This window comes from Ferrimicrobium sp., assembly GCF_027364955.1.
Taxonomy (GTDB): domain Bacteria; phylum Actinomycetota; class Acidimicrobiia; order Acidimicrobiales; family Acidimicrobiaceae; genus Ferrimicrobium.
Map to the genome: position 1 here is coordinate 214825 of NZ_DAHXOI010000002.1, position 20700 is coordinate 235524.

Genomic DNA, 20700 nt, shown 5'->3' on the forward strand with positions numbered 1-20700 from the left:
CTCTCAATCACCCTCAATGGTGTTGGCCATCGTGACACAACACGCCTCAACGCCACACCTCAACATCATCGATGAAGTCCCAACAGTCTGGGCAGTCGCCGAACGAACACGCCGAAGCGCAACGCCGTACCAAGCCATCCGTTATGGTTTGAGCTCGTGAGCATGTTGTCGCGCGTGCACAACTCGCTGAACCGCATTGACGAGACCCACATGGGTAAAGGCTTGGGCAAAGTTGCCCAACATCTGCCGTTGCGTCGGATCGTACTCCTCGGAGTAGATCCCGAGAGGATTCGCGACACCGATCAGTTTCTCCAACATCTCCTCGGCCTCATCCACCCTACCCTGCATGGCCAGATTCTCCACCAACCAGAACGAGCAGGGCAAGAAGACCCCCTCTGGCTCATCGATCCCATCGACACCAGCATCGGGTTGATACCGGAGGATAAAACCATCAGCGGAGAGATCTTTCTGAATCCGATCAACCGTCGAGACCATGCGTGGGTCCTTCGCATCGATGAACCCCATGATCGGCGCAAGCAACACCGATGCGTCGAGCCGATCTGAGCCGAACGCCTGCACGAAGGAGCCAAGCTTCTCGCTGTAGCCATCACTGAGGATCCGCTCTGCTAGGCGGGTTCGTTCCCGATCCCAGAGTATGCGGGGGCCATCGTAGCCGAGGAGATCGAGGGTTCGGATGCCCCGGTCGATCGCTACCCAGGCCATGATCTTTGAGTAGGTGAAGTGTTGTCGGTCGCCACGAATCTCCCAGATGCCATCATCAGGCTGTTCCCAAACCGAGACCACATGGTCGGTCAAGTACCGTTGAATCTCCCACGCATTCTCATCAGGCTTGATGCCGTGGTTCAGCATCTGATAGAGCACATCGGCGACCTCACCATAGACGTCGAGTTGGAACTGCCCCGATGCCGCGTTGCCGATACGTACCGGACGAGAATCACGGTAGCCCTTTAGCCAATCGAGCTCAAGTTCTGGGATTCTTCGTTCGCCGGCGACGCCGTACATGATCTGAAGCTGGTCGGCGCTACCCGCGATCGCCCGCAAGAGCCAGGACCGCCAGGCGCGGGCCTCGACTGGATGTCCGCGTTGCAGGAAGCCGTAGAGCGCAAAGGTGGCATCCCTCAACCAGCAGTAGCGATAGTCCCAGTTGCGGCTGCCTCCGATTTGTTCGGGCAGTGCCGTCGTCAGCGCCGCCACCATCCCACCAGTAGGAGCATAGGTAAGCGCTTTGAGGGTGATCATTGAACGGCGGACGACGGCATCGTAATGACCATAATCCTCCTTTGCCTCCGCTATCCAACCTCGCCAAAACGCACGGGTTCGCGTCAACTCCTCGCGTGGGCGAACCTGCCTGGGGATCTTCTCGGTCGACCCATAAAAGACGAGGACGAAATCCATCTCCTGACCTTCGCGCACACGGAATTGACCAACCGACATCATGTCCTTGCCTTCGAGTTCGACAGCTGACTCCAACAGCACGGCGTTGGGACCGAGAACGAACGACAGGCCCCGCTCGATATGGCGAACCCATGGAATCGCAACCCCATAGTCAAAGCGCAACGAGAGAGTGGCCTTCATGTCGACGTAGCCAGTCAGACCCTGGACGATGCGCACAATCCGCGCATGTTCCTCGCGAATCGGCATAAAGTCGAGGAGCCGAACCGAACCCGTCTGGGTGGAAAACGTGGTGGAGAGCACAAGAGAGCCCTTCTCATACACCTGTTCCGAACGAAATGCCGGCGCATCAGGCGCTATCTGGAAAAAGCCGTTACTGTCATCGCCAAGCAGGCGTGCAAAACACGCATCAGAGTCAAAGCGCGGCACGCAAAGCCACTCCACCGCCCCCTCATTCGAGACGACTGCTCCGGTGTGAAGATCCCCGATTAACCCACACTGTTCCAACCCGAGCGACATCCACCACGTCCTTTAGGAACCGGTCGCGACAAAATCGCGGCGTAAACTTACAGGCATTCCCACCGGCACAGCAGAAACCCCCTACCAAACTAGCCCAGACTTGATGAAAAAACGAAACGATCAGCCATCATGAGCGTCCCAAGTGATCGATCCACCTACCTCCGTTGGCTCCTGCCTGCGAGCAGCTTCCGCCTGCCCGTTGCGCTGCTCCCCCTCGTCATCGAGTACGCCATCGGATCAGGAGCAAATTTTCGTTTCGCCTCACTCGTGGTTGGCGCGCTTGGGGTGGGGGAGCTCTCCGTCGTCGGAATCGTCGCTACACCCCTTGGCGTGAGGGTCGGTCGACTCAGAACCCGATCGACCCTCACACTCCTCGCGCTGGCCGATATCGCGTTGGTTCTCGCCAGTCGCATCCGTCCACTGCTGTGGGTGAGCCTCCCCGGGGCGTTGTTGTCCGGCGCTCTCACGGCCCTCGGCAGTGGCCAACTGCGTGAGATGTTGACGCTTCGGCTTCAGTCCCAATCGCTCCAACGGTACCTCTCCTGGGATGCGGTTGCGCTCGAGTTCGCCTACCTCCTTGCCCCGCTACTGGTCTCGCTGCAGGTGGTCCTCCTAGGCTCGCATGGCCTGCTCATCACGCCTGCCATCCTCGCCATCGCCACTCCATTGCTTGTTGGAAAGAGCCCTCGCGCAGTGACCACACCGACAGGAGCACCACATCTCAGCCTTCGTTCGTGGCTCTGGATCCTCAGTGCAGCCGAGGGAATGGTCGAGGGAATGGTGGTCGTTTCAATCGTCCCCATCAGTACGGATCTCATCCGCCACCCACCCTTTGGGGCAATCTCCATGGCCTTGCTTTCGGTCGGATCCATCCTTGGGGGCACCCTCTATGCCCACCTTGGGACGCGTTCAATCGGCATCCGGCCGCTGCGAAGAATAGCCCTGCTCCTCATCGGATTATCGGGATGTCTCATCGCGAGTACCCTCGGCGACCACCGCGAACTTTTCCTTGGGGGGCTTCTCTTCGTCTTTGGCGGCTTTATCGCTCCAATCAACGGTCTCCGCAGCTACGCAGCGACGCATCAGTTTGCGACGCATCTCCATGGTGCCGCTTTTTCGATGGTCTATGCCAGTTACTCCGTAGGAAGTGTCGGAGCCGCCATCACCTTCGCAATCCTCGACCAGACGCTACCGATCGCTGACCTACCGGTGATCGCCGCAGTCGTCGCCATCAGCATCGCACTCGTGTACCTGACGCTGGATGGGCGCCGAACCGCATCGAATACCGCTCGCTAGTGCAACCGCAGGAGGACTTCCTGCTCAGGTATTGGCCAGATCTGGCTCATGTTCGCTCAGCCAGTCACCAAGGTCCACGAGTGGGCGTGCCCCTGGATGGGCGATCACCTCGGCCGCCAACGATTGTCCCAGTCGCAAGACGTCGAGTGGACACAACTCGTGAACAAGTCCGGCGATAAAGCCGGCAGCGAACATGTCGCCTGCGCCAGTCGTATCGACCGCCAAAGCATAGTCGGGTACCTCAAGGTACTCATAGGCATCTGAACCGAAATAGACGGCCCCGTGATCACCAAGGGTAATTGCACCGGAGAACCGCATACCGGATAGCACCTCCACAATCTGGTCAAGGTCGCTCCGTTGACTGAAGGCACTCGCCTCCTCGCCGTTGGCGAGAAGATAATCGATGCTCGCCGGAAGCAACCGCTGGAGACTTTTGCGATGTCGTTCGACCAAGCTGGCGTCTGAGAGACTGAAAATAACCTTCGTGCCATAGCGGCGGGCCGTTCGAGCCACCTCAAACAGACGATCGCCAAGGCCAGGAACGTCAAGAAGATACCCCTCGATGAAGAGGTACGGCGTACCCGTTGCAACCTTGAAAGGAAAGAGTTCTGCCGTCAACTCCTGGGAGGCACCTAAATAGGTCAACATCGTGCGCTGCCCATCCTCTGTGACGAGTACGACACAACGACCAGTTCCTTGTGCGTATTGCTGCTCGGAGAGAACGACCTCTACGCCGAGCTCGCTGAGATCCTGCGCGAAAAGCGAGCCGTCATCATCCTCGCCAACGGCGGTATAGAGCGCACTCTGAACACCGAGCAGCGAGAGACCCACAAGTGTATTGGCGACGGAACCACCCCCATGACGCTCCCACTCCCCCGGAAGGCCCGCAATGATATGTTGCTGCTCCTCTTGTGTCGCCAGGCGCATCGACCCCTTGGTCAGCCCGAGCTGGCGGAGCTGTGTCTCACCAACAACGGTGGAGACATCGACGATGGCAGATCCAAACCCCAAGACAGTAACTGGTTTCACGGGGTCCTAGCCTAGGAGCACCCAGGGGCGAGCCACTCCCCGCAACGAGCAATGGCTCGCCTGGGAGTGCGCGCAAGCCCAAGAGTACGCGTCGTGATCGCACCCTCTCACCATGATTGCGACGCAAAAAACCGTGCCGATCGACGACGTTTCCTCGTGCTGGGCTCGACCCTCGCGAGGATCTCGGCTATCGTAGTTGAGGTGAGAGATGATAACCCATACCGCTTAACCCGTTCCGTCGAGCCAATCCACTACGACCTTTTTCTCCATATCAACCCCGACGAAGAGGGTTTCTTTGGAGCGGAGACCATCACTGTGCGCGTCAACGATGGGACCGCCACCGTCGAGTTGAACGCACTCGACCTGACGATCTCAGCCGCACGCCTCAACGGAGAGCCGGTGTCTGTGACGGTCGATCCCGCCCACGAGATCATCCAGCTCCAATGCGCTACCCCATTACCGGCTGGGGTTGATGCCGAGATCCAACTGGAGTTCGCTGGTAAACTACGCGCCGACCTGTCAGGTCTCTACCGCTCCACCTACAACGACGAGCATGGGGTCACCCACAACATGGCGACCACGCAGTTCGAGTCCACTGGCGCTCGGGAGGCCTTCCCGTGCTTTGATGAGCCCGACATGAAGGCGACCTTTACCATCACACTGGAGACACCGACCTCGCTGCAGGCCATCTCGAACTATCCAGAGCACGAAACGAAGCCAAGTGAGGCTGCGGGTTTCACGAGACACCTCTACGAAACCACGATGGTGATGTCGACCTATCTACTCGCCTTCATCGTTGGCGATCTGCGCATGACGGCTCCGACTGTTGCAAACGGGGTGCCGATCCGAGTGATTCACACGCCGGGCAAGGAGGCGCTCACCAGTTTTGCTATCCGTGTTGCCAACCACGCCATCGCGTACTTCGAGAATTGGTTCCAGATACCCTATCCTGCGCCAAAGCTGGATCTTCTCGCCATCCCCGATTTCGCCTTCGGCGCCATGGAGAATCTTGGCGCCGTCACCTTCAGGGAGACTGCGCTCCTCGTCGACGAGACCCGGGCCGGCCAGACAGAACTGGAGCGTATCTGTGATGTGGTCTGCCACGAGATCGCACACATGTGGTTTGGCGACTTAGTAACCATGAAGTGGTGGAACGGAATCTGGCTCAACGAGGCCTTTGCAACTTTTATGGAGACAAGTGCCTCCGATGCCTTCAACCCTGACTGGCACAAGTGGGACTCCTTTGGCATCGCTCGGCTTGGCGCCCTCAATATCGACGGTCTCCCTTCAACACGACCGATCGAGTTTCCAGTGATCGCACCGTCAGACGCGGAAAACATGTTCGATCTGCTCACTTACGAGAAGGGATGCTCAGTCATCAAGATGATGGAGCAGTACCTCGGTGAGGAGACCTTCAAGAATGGCGTGCGACGGTACCTGAACAGCCATCTTCACGCGAACGCCGAGACAGAGGACCTTTGGAAAGCGCTCGAAGAGGCGAGTGATGAGCCAGTCACCGAGATGATGAACACCTGGATTCTCCAGGGCGGCCACCCACTCGTGAGCGTCGATGCACTGCCTAGTGGCGTGCGACTCTCGCAGACCCCTTTCCGTTTCCTCGGAGAGGAGACTGATCCCATTGGCGAGATCGGAACGAGTTGGCTGATCCCCGTGGTGAGCCGTGAGTTAGACGGCCGCGAGCACCGAACTGTCCTCGGCCAACAAGACCACGTGATCAACGCTGACCGAGGTCCGATTATCGTCAACGCCGGTGGCATCGGCGTCTATCGAACGCGTTACTCCCCCCAGGTACTCCCTGAACTCTGCGAACACTTCGGCGATCTGCAGATGCTTGAACGCTTCAACCTCATCGCAGATACCTGGGCGATGGTTCTCTCTGACCAGGCAAGCCTCGCCGATGCTATCCAACTCTTTACCTATTGCATCAGCGAAACCGACCCCAACGTCCTCCAGGTCGTCTCATCCTCCCTTGGGCTTTTGCAACGTATCGCCAGGGACGAGGAACGAGCCACCCTGGTGCAACTGACCAGATCGATCTTCACCCCGGTCATCGAAGCTCTCGGCATGGAGCCCAAGGAGTCGGACACGCCACTGACAAAGGTCGCACGTTCGGTCGCTTTCACTGCTCTTGGCACGATCGCCGATGATCCAGAGGTCCGTGCCCAAGCACTGCAGTGGTTCCGCGAAGAGATGAGCGGCGTTGGGGGACCAAGCGGTGATCTCGCCTCTGCCGTGCTTGCCACCGTCGCCAGACATGGCGACGACTCAGAGTTTGCCTTTATGCTGGATCGCTATCGCAACCCACTTGACCCGCTTGACGAGCGACGACACCTCCTCGCTTTGGCTGACTTCCGACAGCCGTCGCTGATCAGTCGCCTCCTGCCAATGATTTTGACCTCGATTCGCTCACAGGATGGTGCCTTTGTGCTCAACAGAGTGATCGCCAACGAAGCGGTCGCCGAGCTAGGGCTTGACTTCGCCTTCTCGCACTTCGATGACCTCCTTGCGCGGCTGCCCGCAAACAGCTATGACCTCGCCTTTGGGTCGCTTCCAACCTTGATTTCGCCGACCACCTATCAACGCTCTGCCCAGATCTTCTCGTTCTTCGATACCCATAAACTCCCAGCAGGGGAACGATTGCTCACGCAAACACTGGAGCGTTACCGGGTCAATCTGCGTTTCCGCGACCGTTATGCAGGTCGGTTGAATTCATTTTTGTCGTAGGGAGTCCCCCACGACAACGCTATGGGTGAGACGATGGACCGGACCAGGGTTGGGAACCGCCCAACTGAGGGACGATCCAGTCGCATGCGTTCCCGACCAGGCCCACGAGCCAGGATACTGCCTTGGATAAGGATGCCGCATTGGACCAGCACGATAGGGATCGACGGTTGGCGCTCGCGTTTGCGTCAACCGCACCTGGTTACTTCTCCCCAGACCAGCTAGCAGTTCTCGCCCACTTCACCGAAGACGCGATCGCCAGATCCAGGGGACCGCTCCTTGAGATTGGGAGCTACTGTGGCCGGTCGACAGTAGTCATTGGGACGATCGCGCAACGTCACCATCGCCACTTCATTACCGTTGATCGCCATCTAGGATCGATCGAAATGCAGCCCCCGTTCCCCTACTTCGATCCCGCAATCATCGACAGCGTCCATGGACGTCTCGACTCACTCACCGTCCTCATGGACACACTCGAACTCGCTGGGCTACGTGACTCGGTAACGGTCATGGTCACCACAAGCCAGGTGCTCGCGCATCTGCTACGCCCCGGATTCTCGATGATCATGATCGATGGCGGCCACGATGCGCTCTCCGCATGGACCGATTATCTCTGTGCCATTGAACTGCTCGCCGACGACGGAACCCTCGTGGTCGACGACGTCTTTGAAGATCCAAGCCTTGGAGGTCGCCCACCCTTTGAGGTGATGACCGCTGCGCTCCACTCGGGCTTTACGCTCGCGGAACGCAGTGGACCTCTCGTCGCGTTACGACGCACCACAGCACCCTCATTCGCGCGCTAAGATGCCCTCGACCAACCCTAGAGGTCTCCCGAGCCCTAAGAGGTACCGGGCGATGATGACCGCGGCCGCTGAATAGGCACTCTCCTCACCCGCTGGGAAACTCACCCGATCGGGCCATACCCAACCCGTCAGATAACCGCCATCGCTACGTCGTAGGGCCTCAACATCATCGAGCATCTGTCGTGCTTGATGCAGATCCCCCAGGCGAATCATGGCCATTGCCGCCTCTGCCGTCTCCGCAGTGGTGACCCAAGAACTGCCTGCGATGGCCTGCACACCAGCTCCCAAAATATAATGTCGCTCCAAGAACTCCTGCATACGGTGCCTCGCATCAGCGTCATCGAGGACGCCAGCGAGGATCGGATAGTACCCGTCCATAGCCCAAGCATCCTTTGCGAGAAAACGACTCGTAGGGTCGCTGATATAGGCGCCGAGTGCAGCGCTCGCCTCCTTGACGTGTGGGCGATTCCTGCCGAGCAGCGTATCAAGCGCCTCAATCGCTTCAAACGAGAGCACCATCGCCGACGAACCAGCAAGCAAGGAGCCCGCAAGTGGTGTCCGGTCCGGTGCAAGCGCCCAGGGAAACGAACCATCGCTGCGCTGTCGTCGCAGCACAAAATCGACCGTCACATCAAAAGAGATCGCAAAGTCACGGACGCTAGCGACATCCCGGGAACTCACCAGATATGCGAGGGCTCCAACCGCTGGATAAAGACAATTATTGAGATCAATACGTGGCTCAAGCACGGCTGACGTCGTAAAGAACTGGCAGTATGACCCATCCCGATTGACCACGCGCGTCAGCCAACCAAGACCACGGCGGGCAGCATGGTACCGACCACCAAGTGCCAACGCGATAACCGCTTCGGTGTGGTTCCACGGGTCCGCATGGTGACCAGCGGCCCATGGAATCATCCCGCGGTGGTCCTGCAGCGCGCAGATAGCATCCAATGTCATCTCGAACTCGATCATCGGTCATCGACTCTCAGGTACAGCACGATACTTTTGCCGAGCACTGGGTTCATCGCACGCTCCATCCGGGTCAAGAACGGAGATTGGCCCATGAGTTCCCGTACCAGCGATCGCTCATAACGTTGCACAACCCAGACCGTGCCAGAGTGCGCAACGCCAACATAGGACTTAAGCCACCAATACGGGCTGTGCAGTCCATGGCTATGGTGCATCCTCTCCACCGTCATTCCCGCCCTGCGGCTGAGCTCTCGCAGCTCGTGCCGCGTAAAGATGTGGATGTGGCCACCAGGGACGCGGTGATACTCAAGTGAGATCAGCCAATTGATCACCTCGGGGCCACAGCGTGGTACCGAAACGATGACCCGTCCACCTGGACCGACGATTCGTGCACACTCGCGGAGAACGAGAAGAGGCGCTGGAACGTGCTCAAGCACCTCCGATACCACCACAAGGTCAAAGCTAGCATCACGGAAGGGGAGGTGATGCGCATCGAGTTGGACCACTCCGCCCGATGCCGCATGGACCTCCGGCCGGAGATCTCCCGCCACAACCCACGCCCCACGAGCGTCCAATGCTCGCAGATGCCGACCAGTTCCAGCACCGAGGTCAAGAACCTTGGTGCCCTGGACATCGCCGAGCGCCTCCCAGCGAAAACTAATCAAGCTCTTGACCTCAAGAGCTCTCGATAGTAACCAACCGTAGCCGTAGCCGTGCTACGCCACGAAAATCTCGCGATGGCTCGCTCTCTGGCGTAGAAACCGCGTTCCAACGCAACCGCGCCGGAGGCAAGCACCGACTCGATCGCCTCGGCAAGCGAACGTGCTGAACCCGGCGTTGTCATCGCTCCCGCATCCCCGACAACCTCAGGCAGCGCACCACCGCGTGAAGCGACTAACGGGACTGCACAGGACATCGCCTCGACTGCGGGCAACGAGAAACCCTCATAGAGTGATGGGACCACTGCCACACTTGCTCGGGCGTAAATCTTGACCATCTCCTCGCGTGAAAGGACTCCCGTCACCGTGACTCTGTCTTGGAGCCCGAAGCGAGCGATCAACAGGGGCAGTTCCGTCGAATTCTGATGCGGCCCCATGATGATCAGCCTGGTATCTTGCAGGAGACTGATCGCCTCGATCAGATACCGCAGCCCCTTGAGAGGGACGTCCGCGCTTGCCGTAGTGCAGACCAGCCCCCGCTCCCGATGGACATCGGGTTGGGGGGCGTAAAGGTCGGTGTCAACCCCAATCGGGACGATCGCGATCCGACGCCGGTCGATTCCCAGTTCCCGCGCCAGATCACCAGCCGATGAGGTCGAAACCGTCAGAATGCGCGGCAGCTCTCGTGCCACCGCTACCTGCATGGGGATAAAACTGTAGAAACGACGGAGTCCCACCCGTGCCTTCATCGATGAAGCCGCTGCGAGGGCGAGCCGACGGTCGACACTGATAGGGTGGTGAATCGATGCGAGCACTGGCGTGCCCGATCGAGCCAACTTCGCAAGTGTCCAGTTGAGCGATTGGTTATCGTGGATCACATCAAAATCACGACGTAGCTCGTCAAAGTGGTGCCACAAGCGCCACCCGAAACCCTTTGGATCGGGAAAGGCCCCGATGCTCATCAGCCCCACCTCTAGCAGGTCTTCGACGCTGCGATATTCAGAGGGTCTTGGAATACGAAAGGGGTCCGGTTCGCGTAGCAGATCAAGACCAGGCACCTTACGCAACACGACTCGCGCATCGAGCTCAGGATACGGAGGGCCCGAAAAGACCTCGACGTGATGACCTAGAGCAGCAAGCTCCCTGGTAAGGAAGGCTGTATAGACGCCTTGTCCGCCAGAATGGGGATTCCCTCGATAGAGGGTAACGGCGATTCGTAACGTGTTATCCATGGGCGACAAGCGCCACTCCATCAACCCCGCACGCCCAGCCACCTTGAGCAACAGACCCCCAACGCTGGCACAGCGCTTGTACACGTCTCTCGCTACTCCGTTGTGCAAGAGAGCACGCCCCCAAAGGAGGTGGAACTTCCTTGTTCCCGGTTTTTCTGGCCAAGACCACTCGCTTGCTATTCTCAGTGGCCTGATGGGTAGGGAGCATGCCAGCTACCGCCACACCGCCAACAACGGGCTTTGTCGATGGCATCAATGGCCCTTGGGGCACCTCTAGCGTCGACTCTCCACGCGCGTCGCCGCCTCCGTAGCGACTCCTTGGATCCGCCCGAACAAACCCCACCTGCTTGCGTATCGCAGATGGCGCAACTTCGAGGGTGCACCTACCGATACACGCAACACTGTCCCTTTGGGGGTGATCCCACCCTCGATCCAGGCGGTCGCCACGAACCGGTGGGGCAAAGAGGTATTTGACGATCGAGATGCCAACGCTAACGGGTCCCTCCTCGGTCAGCTGGTTCTTGCGAGCGTCCTGGCTGGCGAGAGGCATCGCGCACCAATGGGCTATCGCTCGGGGTGCGATCAAGCCAGAGGTTTGGCCTCTCGTCGTCGACCAGGCATCTGATGCATCAAGGTGGCGATGACCACTCGGTGGGTATTGGTTCGCTAGGCATTTGTAGGGTCGCTCGCATTGCGTTATCCGCTGTTGGGTGGTCAACCTCCCATCCCCTTGCCAGCTGGTCGATGCCAAAGCAGTCGTCCACCATCCTCACCCGCAACAGATAAGAACGGCGCACCCAGCAGTCGTTGTGGGTCCCACCATCTCATGAACCACAGCTTACCGGACGGTAGCCTCGTCAGCCGGTCAAGGAATCTGCCCTAACTACGGTCCTAGGTGCTACACTTAACCATCTAATGGAACAACTCCTATGGTTTACCGAGGTTGTCCGCAATCCCGTCTTTGTGCAGGGATCAGAGATTGGCAAGGTTGAGGACGCGGTCCTACGGCTTGAAGAGTCAAGATACCCGGTCCTCACTGGATTTCTCGTCTCGGTCAACGACGCCTCCATCTTCATCTCCAGCGACAAACTTGAGCACCTCTCCGACGAGTCGATCTCGACCAATCAGGCCCTCGCCGAGTTCTCTCCGTTCGAGCGGCGCCCACAGGAGATCCTGATCGAGCGCGATCTGCTCAACCATCACCTCATCTGGGCGAAATCCAAGCTCCGTCCGCGCTTAGTCACGGCAAAGGATGTCGGATTCGGCCGCCAGGGGGCCTTTTGGCGAGCGATCTCTATCGATGTGGCAACGGCGCACCGGAGTCGGTGGCTCAAGGCGAAGCGATCCGCCAGGGATCACTCTCTTGTCGACTGGCTTGACCTCGTGCCGCTCGTTGGTCATGTCCCAAGCGCACGCAAACGTCTTGAACTACGTAGCATCCGTAAGCTCCACCCCGCCCAGCTCGCAGACCTCCTTGAGGAAGCGTCCGAGGTTGAGGGTCAAGAGATTCTCGGTGCGCTGCAGGCAGATCCTGAGTTCGAGGCCGATGTAGTCGAGGAGCTCGCCCCTGCAAGGCAACGCGACGCCATTCGCCATCGGACGGATGCTGAGGTTGGCGAGTTGCTCAGCGAGATGGAGCCTGACGACGCGGTCGACCTCCTCTTAAGTCTCGACCAGGAACGACGCGAAGGCGTGCTAGCCGCGGTGCCCGAACCCGCTCGCGAGTCGATCAATCGCCTACTCAACTACCATCCAGAGTCCGCCGGTGGCCTGATGACCACCGACGTTATCACACTCAACCCTGGTGCCACCATCGCCCATGCCTGTGACGACCTCAGGAGTCGGGAATCACTCCCCCACAACTTGTGGTCAATCTTTCTCACCGACGACTCCGGCTGTCTCTTTGGCCAGATTCCGATCTCCGCCCTCATCAGTGCAAATCCAGAGGATACCCTCGCCCAGCACGCCGAAGCAGATCCTCCGGTTGTGCGACCCGACTCGGATCTCAGCGAAGTAGCCGTGCTGATGGCCGACTACAATCTCGCTGCGTTGGCGGTGGTTGATGACAGTGGGCTGTTACTCGGATCGGTGACCGTCGACGACGTCCTCCCACGAACTATCGCACCGGCCTGGCGACGGCGACAAGAGGCGCTGAGCGAGTAGCGACTCCCGTCATCAACGGCGAGAGTACTACCCGGATCGAGGGCCACGCACGACTCCAGCTGCGTTATCGCGGCATGACCATCGTCTGGTAACCCACGAGTGCGAGCGCCCCTTCAGCATGAGCGCCCAGAGGCAATCAGGATCCGAGACGGAAAAAACTGACGACCATCAGCACGACAGCGATAATGAGATACACCCGAACAAAGAGAAGAATGAGACTCCGACCTCGTGACTGAACTGGACGGTGCAACAAGGCAGCTGCAGGCATCGACCAACTCAGACGGGCCGCCTTGTCGATCTCTTCTCGTTCACGCACCTTGAACTGGTAGTAGGCCACCCCAACCGTCACGGCGACGACAGGGATAAAGGTTCCCACAAGCAGCCCCGTAACCGATATGGTAGGGAACACGGTGACAATGGTCAGAATCAGCGACAACTGCAAGAGCAGCGAGACGATAAAGGTCGCCAAGACGTTCAACCACGGAGGGTTGATCCAAGGTCCCATGATTCCCTTGTCATTACAGAGCAGAAGGAGAAAGAGCAACGCACTCGGCAACAGTACGCCTGCCAACACCTGTACGGCGAGGTTGACCAGGCTCAGTGGCAGCGAAGGAATCAGTACCACACCGGCCGAGATGGCGACGAGTATCACGTAGGAGGCATAGAAGCCCTTGGCTTCTCGCACTGGAGTATTGAGCGACTGGTCAACCCCAAAGAGGTCGCCGAGTGCATACGAGGTCGAGAGTGTCACTGTTGCGGCCCCGATCAGCGAGGCCTCGAGCAAGATGATCGCAAAGATCACACCGGCGATGGAGCCAGCATGCTTGGCGAACCCCTCAGCAAGGACTCCCGCATTCTGGAAGGCTCCCACCTTAAAGCCGACGAACACCGCCGCCGCCGCCACCATCACCAAGGCGCCTGCCACGTTCGTGACGATGGAGCCAAGGAAGGTATCCGCGCGTTCGTATTTGATCCAGCGGGGGGTGATCCTCTTGTCGACCACGTTCGACTGCTGGAAGAACAGCTGCCAAGGGGCGATGGTGGTCCCCACAATACCGATAATGAAGATCGTCGCCGTCGAGGTAATCCCGCCCTTGACACCGGGGATCAGCATGCCGGTTGCAATACCTCCCGCGTGCCAAGGTGTGAGCAGCACTAACGGCACCACGAGAAGGCTCACGAGGACGAGAATGAGCATAAAACGCTCCCAGCGTTCGAATCGCCCACTTGCCACCGCAGCCACCAACACGATGCCCATCAGTGTCACGGCGATCGCAGGAGGGACTCCAAAATACCCAAGCGCATAGCGGACGCCGATGAACTCAGTAATGAGCGTTAACAGGTTCAGGACGAATAGATCAACCACGGAAAACGCGGCCCAGAACCTACCAAAGCGCTCCTTGAGGAGCTTTCCATGCCCTACACCGGTCACTGCCCCCAACCGGACCACCATCTCCTGGGAGACGGCAAGGACAATGACAAGCACCGGCATGAGCCATAGCAGCGAGTAGCCATAGGCTTGACCCGCCTGAGCATAGGTGGTGATCCCCCCTGCATCGTTATCGCCCACCATCACAATGATGCCGGGGCCGATGACCGCTAGGAGGGCGAGTAACTTGCGTTTGAACGAGGGTGATGAGCGAAGTTCGGTAAAGGTAATCTTGCCAAGGCCACCACGAATCGCCGACTCGTCGTTATCCACACGTGGATCGAGGTTTTGCACAACAGAGACCTCCTTCTGCTAAGGAAGATGCGACTTTGGAAGAGAAGAGAAAACGGTCCGCTAACTGCGATCCGCAAACAGATGAGGAGTGGTACTTGGGGGTTCAGATTGCACCAATACCTCCTCTCCAAAGCTCCTGTGCCCCGAAGGCCTGTCATTCGATTATTCTGCACGCATTACGGCAACTACCCTAGTCGCGGTGCACGTGGTCTCCTGCCACGCCGGGCTTATCACCAACAACCACACCTGCTTCACTGACGACGCTGTCGAGGTGAACACCGGTAAATCCAGCTGCCTGCAGGAGCTGTATCCAGCGATCCTTAGCGATCGGCTTCTCCTGGACTCTCAGTAAGTAACGCAGGGCATTCTTTGCAATGCGCCAGTAGCCGCCAACTCCCTTGGCAGCGAGAAGTTTCACCTTTTCAAGGATCACCTGCCGATCCTCTGTCGTCCCGCCTCTTCCAAACATCATATCGCCAACAACAAGGCGCCCTCCTGGTTTGAGCCAACCGTAACAGAGATGGACGACCCGTGCTTTGCCATCATCATTGAGGTGATGAAAGACGTAGTTCGACACGATCAGATCGAGAGAGCCAGCGGGGACCTCTAAACGCTCAAGCGCTGAGACCTGTCCGTTGACATGGTGATACCCCTCAACCTGCGCACGTTCCAACAGACGTGCAACCATCCGTTCCGAGATGTCGACTCCTGTAATCTCGGCCACCGAAGGAGCGAGTCGCAGGGTTACTTGCCCCGACCCACAACCAAGGTCAAGCACACGCATCCATTTCTTGGGTGCAGCTTGTGCAAGGACTGCATCGATCACTTTGTCAAGGTTGGGCGATGCCTCATGCTCCCAGGACTCCACTCTGCGTTGCCAAACGTAGTGTTGGATGCGGACCGTCAGGTCCTCGAAGACGCTCATAGTTGCCCCAGTCTACGAGTTGGGATGACCCCTTAGTCCTCTCCTGCCCAAATCTGAACTCCATCCACTGCACCGTAGTACATGCGCAAGATAGGATGGGACAAGAGAGAATCGGCAACCAAAGCGCTCAGTGTTTCTCTACCATCACCCTCTCGTGTGAGCGTCATGCCATCCTCGGACTCTGAGTGAACGTGGTCGCACCCAGGCGGACCGTCATGCCGACCCGGACCGCGCATGAAATCCACCGCCAGATGAAACGACCCCCAGGGGGAAACGCTCGTCGGCCTAGCTGGCGCCCTGCCACCTCGGTCACACACGAACCTCAACATAGGCTAACCTTGACCCAGACGCAGCGACAGGGGTAGAGGTATGTGTGCACGGTTTGAACAACAGATCGGTCCAGCTCAGAACCAGGAACTCTTCCTTGCACTCGGCGTAACCGTCACCCCATCAGCGACTGGCACCGACCCGACGATTCACCCGACCGACAGGGCTCTCGTCGTTGCGCAAAGTGGGGTTCTTCTTGCTCGCTTCGGTCTCCACTGGACGGGACGACCAATGGTCCTCAACGCCCGTTCTGAGACGCTGCGAGAGCGCCCCACCTTCAGTCGACTGCTCCATAGGGGTCGAGCCATCGTGCCGCTCAATGGCTTCTACGAAAAGTCAACGCTCTTTCGTGGTCGAGACACGGCACGAGCGACCCTACCTTTGCTTCTTGGGGCTGCCCTTGTCGACGATGCGAGCGATTCCTTTGTCATCCTCACCCAACCTGCGGATGAGATCGTATCGCCGATCCATCCAAGAATGCCGGTGCTCATGGGACCTCTCGGAGCGACGCAATGGCTCACCGACGGGACGCTAGTCCACGAACGGATCGCCGTCGAAGTCGTCCCTGCGCTGCAACCACCAGCCCGAACGACTAGCGCTCGACGCGTCGTGCAGAATCCTCTGTTTGAGCAAGGAAGGCTCGACTAGCACCCGCGATCCCGAGGCCGTCAAGGCCTAGTTCCGTCAGAAGCCTGTCTACATTCCCATGGGGAAGGTACTCAGTCGGGATGCCAAGGTTACAGAACTCCACCTGGGGATTGATCCGATGTACCGCTTGCGCAATGTACTCACCAGCGCCTCCGTGGATCAGACCATCCTCGACGGTAATGACGCGACGAGCAATGACAAGCCGCTCGATCAACTCAGCAGGACATGGCCTAATCACCCTGGGATCGATCACTGCCACGTCATAGCCGTCCGCCTCAAGAAGATCGGCGGCCAGCAAGGCTGGCACCAGCATCTTGCCGATCCCAAGAATCACCTCAGTCCCGGATCCCTCGCGCACCACCCTGGCATGGAGACCCTCACCAACACCTCCGCGCACCACTCGAGGGGCGAGCGACTTTGAAAATCGCAACGACGATGGGCCCTCTAGCGCAATAGCCGTACGCAACTGTACGCGAAGTTCCTCAACCGAGGAGGGCACAAAAACGCTAAGGTTGGCTACCGACAACATCTGGACGAGATCAAAAATACCGTGATGGCTCGGACCATCATCACCAGTCACTCCGGCACGATCCATCACGAACGTCACGCCAAGACCATGAAGGCCAACATCGAGATTCACCTGATCAAAGGCTCTCGACATAAACGTGGAATAGATCGCGACGACTGGATGCAACCCTGCCATGGCCATACCGGCTGCCGAGGTCACCGCGTGTTGCTCAGCAATACCAACGTCAAAAAACCGATTTGGGAACGCCTCCTCGAACGGAAGAAGACCGGTCGGTCCCCCCATGGCAGCGGTGAGAACGACGACAGACGGATTCTCCTTCCCAATCTGGACAAGTTCCCTGGAGAATGCCTCGGTATAGGAGGCTGGGGTATCGCCTTCGATGTCAGCAAACACCTGTGGCACCTTCAGATCATGCAAACACTGCAGCTCGTCCTCTTCCGCAGGTGCGTAACCCTTACCCTTCTGGGTGAGAACATGGACGACGATCGGCCCGTTCCACTCCTTCGCTCCTGCGAGGGCATACTCGAGTTCAGAGATGTCGTGTCCATCGATGGGACCGGTATAACGCACACCGAGCGCCTCGAAGAAGACCCTTGGCTCGATCGCCTCGCGCAGTGCTGAGGTCATATTCGCAAGCGAACTCACCGCACGATTGCCCACCCTTGGAAGATCGGTGATGACTTGCTTGATCCGATTTCGGGCCTGAATGTAGGACGGATTCAGCCGTAGTTTCGTCAGCGACGATGAGAGCCGTGAAATAGTCGGCGCGTAGGAACGTCCATTATCGTTCCAGATGATAATGATGGGAAGACGACGATGACCGATATTGTTGAGCGCCTCATAGGCCATCCCACCCGTCAATGCGCCATCACCCACGACAGCTACTACCCTTCGGAGCGGCAGCGCCGAGGGATCGTCGGCAGCCAACTGAAACGCGGCTGCCATGCCGTAGGCATAGCTCAACGCAGTGGAAGCGTGCGAATTCTCGATCCAATCATGTTCGGACTCTGACCTGTTCGGGTAGCCAGAGAGACCTCCTCGCTGACGCAACGAATCGAAGTCGGCATTACGACCGGTGAGAAGCTTGTGGGGGTAGGCCTGGTGTCCAGTATCGAAGAGGAGAACATCACGTGGGGAGTCAAAACTACGGTGGAGAGCGAGCGTGATCTCAACCGACCCCAGGTTAGAGCCAAGGTGCCCTCCATTTTTCGAGACCGTGCTAACGATCCTCTGTCGAATCTGGTGAGCGAGCTCTTCAAGCTCGACGTTGCTCAACTCCGCAAGATCACTCGGACCCTTGACGTTCTCTAAATCCATATGCTGTACCGACTCCAACCGCTCTGCGACGCTGCAAAGAACTACCTCAATACTATCGCAACAGACGTCTCTCATAGCCAACCACAGACCCGGCTTCAGGATTCCATCCGCTTTGCGTTTGCTCCTCTTACCCTTCTGGTCTGATCATCACCCTCTGATGCACAAGGAGATCGATAGACGGTCATACCGGTCGCCATAATCCACCAAGGCGCGTTAGGCTAAGGTTCCGATGGCACATCTCCAGTACCTGATCCTGATGGCACTCTGCCTGGTGGTTACCATACCGCTAGAGGTGCTTGGTGCTCGCGTTTGGCGTCAACCCTTCAGACTCTTCGCCACCGTCGTACCGGTTGCAGTTGTGTTTTCGCTCTTTGACGCCCTCTCTATCAAGCAGGGATTGTGGACCTACGCCCGTCGCTATACCACGGGAATCAAAATCGCCGGCGTGCTGCCCATCGAGGAGATCGCCTTCTTTATCGTCATTCCGATCTGCGCCCTACTCACCTTTGAAACAGTCCAGCATCGCCACCAGATTATCGCACGACTTCGGCGGCGGGGAGCCTGATGGGTCTTTACACGATTGAGGCACTCACAGCTGTCATCATCGTCGTGGCGATCGACCTCGCGGTCACCAAGTCCAAAGCCGTCAAGACTCTGAACTTCTGGATTGCCTGGATCATCGTCGCGCTCTTCCAAATCCCCGTCGATGGCTGGCTCACCAAACTATCGAGCCCTATTGTGATCTATAACTCCCACGACTTCTCCGGGATTCGCTTTCCTCTGTCCATTCCGATCGAAGATTTTGCCTACGGCTTCGCCTTGACACTGCTGACCATCAGCATCTGGCTGCGCGTTCAACCCACCGGTAACCGCCGGTGACCGTCACCCTGACCCGGTGACCAGTTAAGCCCTTGCTGGAGACAACCACCGCCACCGGAAAGCTACCCAGGCTGAGGATGGAGAATAATTAGCGCGAGCACGGTGTTAGAATTAAAGCAATCACAAGGAGAGCCCTATGACGTTTATTGCGATTCTCATCGCTACCTTCATCGTGATGGAGCCAGTCGCCTATCTCGCCCACCGGGCGATCATGCACGGTGCGGCCTGGTTGCTTCATGCCTCACATCATCGCCCCCGCGAGACGACCTTCGAGGCGAATGACCTTTTCCCGATCGGTTTTGCCTTACCTACGATCGTCCTCTTCTGGTTTGCGACCTCACACCCAGTCTTGCTGCCAATCGCTATCGGCATCACGCTATACGGCGTCGCCTACAGTTTCGTACACGACTTCTACATCCACCAGAGGCTTGGGGTGATTCCCAAGGTACGCTATCTCGAGTACCTCAAGCATGCTCATGCCCTCCATCATCTGTACAACGAGGAACCCTACGGTATGCTCGCTCCAATCCTACCCGCCCGGTTACGGCCGATGATGGAGCTTGAAGTTGTACAAAACTGGAACCCGAGTTCGGTAAAGCCCTAACACAGGTTCACCCATCACGACGGCAAAAAGATCTCAGCGGCGGGGCTGAGGGCGCCTGTCGCACGCACTCGCCCACCTACTCTCGCCGGGGTGGGATCGTTACCCTCATCAGGGACAAGTGCGAACACTGCGCAACAAGCCGATGGTTGTACTGAGCGTGCACCACGGCTGGTATGGTGCTTGCTGGGTGAACCGAGTACGGGCGCCTTGCACCCCTAGCGGCGGCTTTGGAAACGGTGCGGTGTTGACCATGGTTCTCTGTCACAGTTAGCGATTTCATGGTAGTCCATTCCATCGCCTCGCAAGACCGCTAAGCGGCTTGCTCCGGGGCACCTGCAATGCCCGGAACCGCTCCGTCTATCGGCAGTCCCCACCGTTGCCGGTGTCTCGTGTCGAGTAGTTGGAGGGTGTTCTTACGCGAGCGTGGGCCAGTGTGATCCGTGGTTTGTCGAGAACGTCTCGACAGGATCACTCGGGCAGCGTTCACGTCCGCGTGAAGTCTTAGTCCGCAAAAGCCACACTTGAACCGTGCACTATTGCGGTTGTTCTTGTTGGTATAACCGCACCCTGAACATTCACAGCTTGTCCAAGGACTCGGCACCTCAGTGACGGTGATACCATGCTTGGTGGTGAGCGCAGCTAGTCGCGCTTTAATAACAGCCCTTCCTGTGCGCGTCAGTATGCGGTTCATTCGTTTGGATAGTCCGCCACCACGAAAATCGAGCTTTTCTACAACCAGCTCGTGGACGGACTCTTCACCGTAACGCGCAGCAAGACTGTTGAGTAGTCGCCCAATCTCGTTGGTGACGTAGCCGGTGATGCGTGACTGTAACTGTCGGTAGTAAGGATCGGTCTTCAACCTGATACCACGTCTTTGTAGATCAGTGGTATACGGCTCAAGGATTGAGTCAAGTTCTCTTAAC

At 58.1% G+C, this 20700-nt stretch carries 18 protein-coding genes; 8 read left to right on the forward strand and 10 right to left on the reverse strand.

Annotated features, from left to right (window positions below):
• Positions 1-141: 141 nt before the first annotated feature.
• Entirely contained in the window at positions 142-1932 is a 1791-nt protein-coding gene (locus M7Q83_RS02755) for a glycoside hydrolase family 15 protein (RefSeq protein ID WP_298335121.1), read from the reverse strand.
• A 129-nt stretch (positions 1933-2061) separates the two neighbouring features.
• Between M7Q83_RS02755 and M7Q83_RS02760 the strand changes: the two genes are divergently transcribed.
• Complete coding sequence (locus M7Q83_RS02760; RefSeq protein WP_298335123.1) at positions 2062-3228, forward strand: hypothetical protein; 1167 nt, start codon at positions 2062-2064, stop codon at positions 3226-3228.
• Positions 3229-3252: 24 nt separating this feature from the next.
• Here the strand turns inward: M7Q83_RS02760 and M7Q83_RS02765 are convergent, their stop codons facing one another.
• A complete protein-coding gene (locus M7Q83_RS02765; protein ID WP_298335125.1) occupies positions 3253-4257 on the reverse strand; it encodes an adenosine kinase in 1005 nt (334 codons plus the stop codon).
• Positions 4258-4308: 51 nt separating this feature from the next.
• Here M7Q83_RS02765 and M7Q83_RS02770 point away from each other — a divergent pair, with 51 nt between their 5' ends.
• Together M7Q83_RS02770 and M7Q83_RS02775 are read left to right on the forward strand one after the other, a co-directional pair.
• Positions 4309-7002, forward strand: a complete 2694-nt coding sequence (locus M7Q83_RS02770) for a M1 family metallopeptidase (protein ID WP_298335127.1) — start codon at positions 4309-4311, stop codon at positions 7000-7002.
• Positions 7003-7142: 140 nt separating this feature from the next.
• Positions 7143-7802 carry a class I SAM-dependent methyltransferase gene (locus M7Q83_RS02775; protein ID WP_298335129.1) on the forward strand — a complete coding sequence of 220 codons (660 nt, stop codon included), beginning with the start codon at positions 7143-7145 and terminating at the stop codon, positions 7800-7802.
• On the opposite strand, the gene M7Q83_RS02780 is transcribed toward M7Q83_RS02775, so the two are convergent.
• Genes M7Q83_RS02780 through M7Q83_RS02795 form a run of 4 tightly spaced genes read right to left on the reverse strand, consistent with a single transcriptional unit; the run spans position 7788 to position 11212 of the window.
• Positions 7788-8774: a hypothetical protein gene (locus tag M7Q83_RS02780; RefSeq protein ID WP_298335131.1), complete on the reverse strand. Its 987-nt coding sequence runs from the start codon at positions 8772-8774 to the stop codon at positions 7788-7790. The genes M7Q83_RS02775 and M7Q83_RS02780 overlap by 15 nt on opposite strands.
• On the reverse strand, positions 8771-9436 hold the full coding sequence (locus M7Q83_RS02785) for a class I SAM-dependent methyltransferase (protein ID WP_298335134.1): 666 nt from the start codon (positions 9434-9436) through the stop codon (positions 8771-8773). Before M7Q83_RS02785 ends, M7Q83_RS02780 begins: the two co-directional genes overlap by 4 nt.
• Positions 9433-10662, reverse strand: coding sequence for a glycosyltransferase family 4 protein (locus M7Q83_RS02790; protein WP_298335136.1), 1230 nt, complete (start codon positions 10660-10662; stop codon positions 9433-9435). Before M7Q83_RS02790 ends, M7Q83_RS02785 begins: the two co-directional genes overlap by 4 nt.
• Complete coding sequence (locus M7Q83_RS02795) at positions 10655-11212, reverse strand: hypothetical protein (RefSeq protein ID WP_298335137.1); 558 nt, start codon at positions 11210-11212, stop codon at positions 10655-10657. The genes M7Q83_RS02790 and M7Q83_RS02795 overlap by 8 nt, the downstream gene beginning before the upstream one ends.
• 365 nt (positions 11213-11577) lie before the next feature.
• On the opposite strand from M7Q83_RS02795, the gene M7Q83_RS02800 reads away from it, so the two are divergent.
• Positions 11578-12825 carry a CBS domain-containing protein gene (locus M7Q83_RS02800; protein WP_298335139.1) on the forward strand — a complete coding sequence of 416 codons (1248 nt, stop codon included), beginning with the start codon at positions 11578-11580 and terminating at the stop codon, positions 12823-12825.
• A gap of 136 nt (positions 12826-12961) precedes the next feature.
• Here the strand turns inward: M7Q83_RS02800 and M7Q83_RS02805 are convergent, their stop codons facing one another.
• Both M7Q83_RS02805 and M7Q83_RS02810 read right to left on the reverse strand, forming a co-directional pair.
• Positions 12962-14548 (reverse strand): NRAMP family divalent metal transporter, encoded by a 1587-nt coding sequence (locus tag M7Q83_RS02805; protein WP_298335143.1) that lies wholly within the window; start codon positions 14546-14548, stop codon positions 12962-12964.
• Between the two features lie 190 nt (positions 14549-14738).
• Positions 14739-15473, reverse strand: a complete 735-nt coding sequence (locus M7Q83_RS02810; RefSeq protein WP_298335145.1) for a class I SAM-dependent methyltransferase — start codon at positions 15471-15473, stop codon at positions 14739-14741.
• Positions 15474-15842: 369 nt separating this feature from the next.
• On the opposite strand from M7Q83_RS02810, the gene M7Q83_RS02815 reads away from it, so the two are divergent.
• Positions 15843-16448 (forward strand): SOS response-associated peptidase family protein, encoded by a 606-nt coding sequence (locus M7Q83_RS02815; protein WP_298335147.1) that lies wholly within the window; start codon positions 15843-15845, stop codon positions 16446-16448.
• Here M7Q83_RS02815 and dxs read toward each other — a convergent pair.
• Positions 16393-18294 (reverse strand): 1-deoxy-D-xylulose-5-phosphate synthase, encoded by a 1902-nt coding sequence (dxs, locus tag M7Q83_RS02820; RefSeq protein WP_298335149.1) that lies wholly within the window; start codon positions 18292-18294, stop codon positions 16393-16395. The genes M7Q83_RS02815 and dxs overlap by 56 nt on opposite strands.
• Positions 18295-18523: 229 nt before the next feature.
• On the opposite strand from dxs, the gene M7Q83_RS02825 reads away from it, so the two are divergent.
• The 3 genes from M7Q83_RS02825 (at position 18524) to M7Q83_RS02835 (ending at position 19777) form a co-directional block, all read left to right on the forward strand.
• Positions 18524-18859 carry a lycopene cyclase domain-containing protein gene (locus M7Q83_RS02825; RefSeq protein ID WP_298335151.1) on the forward strand — a complete coding sequence of 112 codons (336 nt, stop codon included), beginning with the start codon at positions 18524-18526 and terminating at the stop codon, positions 18857-18859.
• The gene (locus M7Q83_RS02830; RefSeq protein ID WP_366526363.1) at positions 18856-19173 is read left to right on the forward strand and encodes a lycopene cyclase domain-containing protein; all 318 of its coding nucleotides are present in this window, start codon (positions 18856-18858) and stop codon (positions 19171-19173) included. Before M7Q83_RS02825 ends, M7Q83_RS02830 begins: the two co-directional genes overlap by 4 nt.
• A 136-nt stretch (positions 19174-19309) precedes the next feature.
• Positions 19310-19777 (forward strand): sterol desaturase family protein, encoded by a 468-nt coding sequence (locus M7Q83_RS02835; RefSeq protein ID WP_298335155.1) that lies wholly within the window; start codon positions 19310-19312, stop codon positions 19775-19777.
• A gap of 310 nt (positions 19778-20087) precedes the next feature.
• On the opposite strand, the gene M7Q83_RS02840 is transcribed toward M7Q83_RS02835, so the two are convergent.
• A partial coding sequence (locus M7Q83_RS02840) for a zinc ribbon domain-containing protein (protein WP_298335157.1) occupies positions 20088-20700 on the reverse strand: 613 nt, incomplete at its 5' end.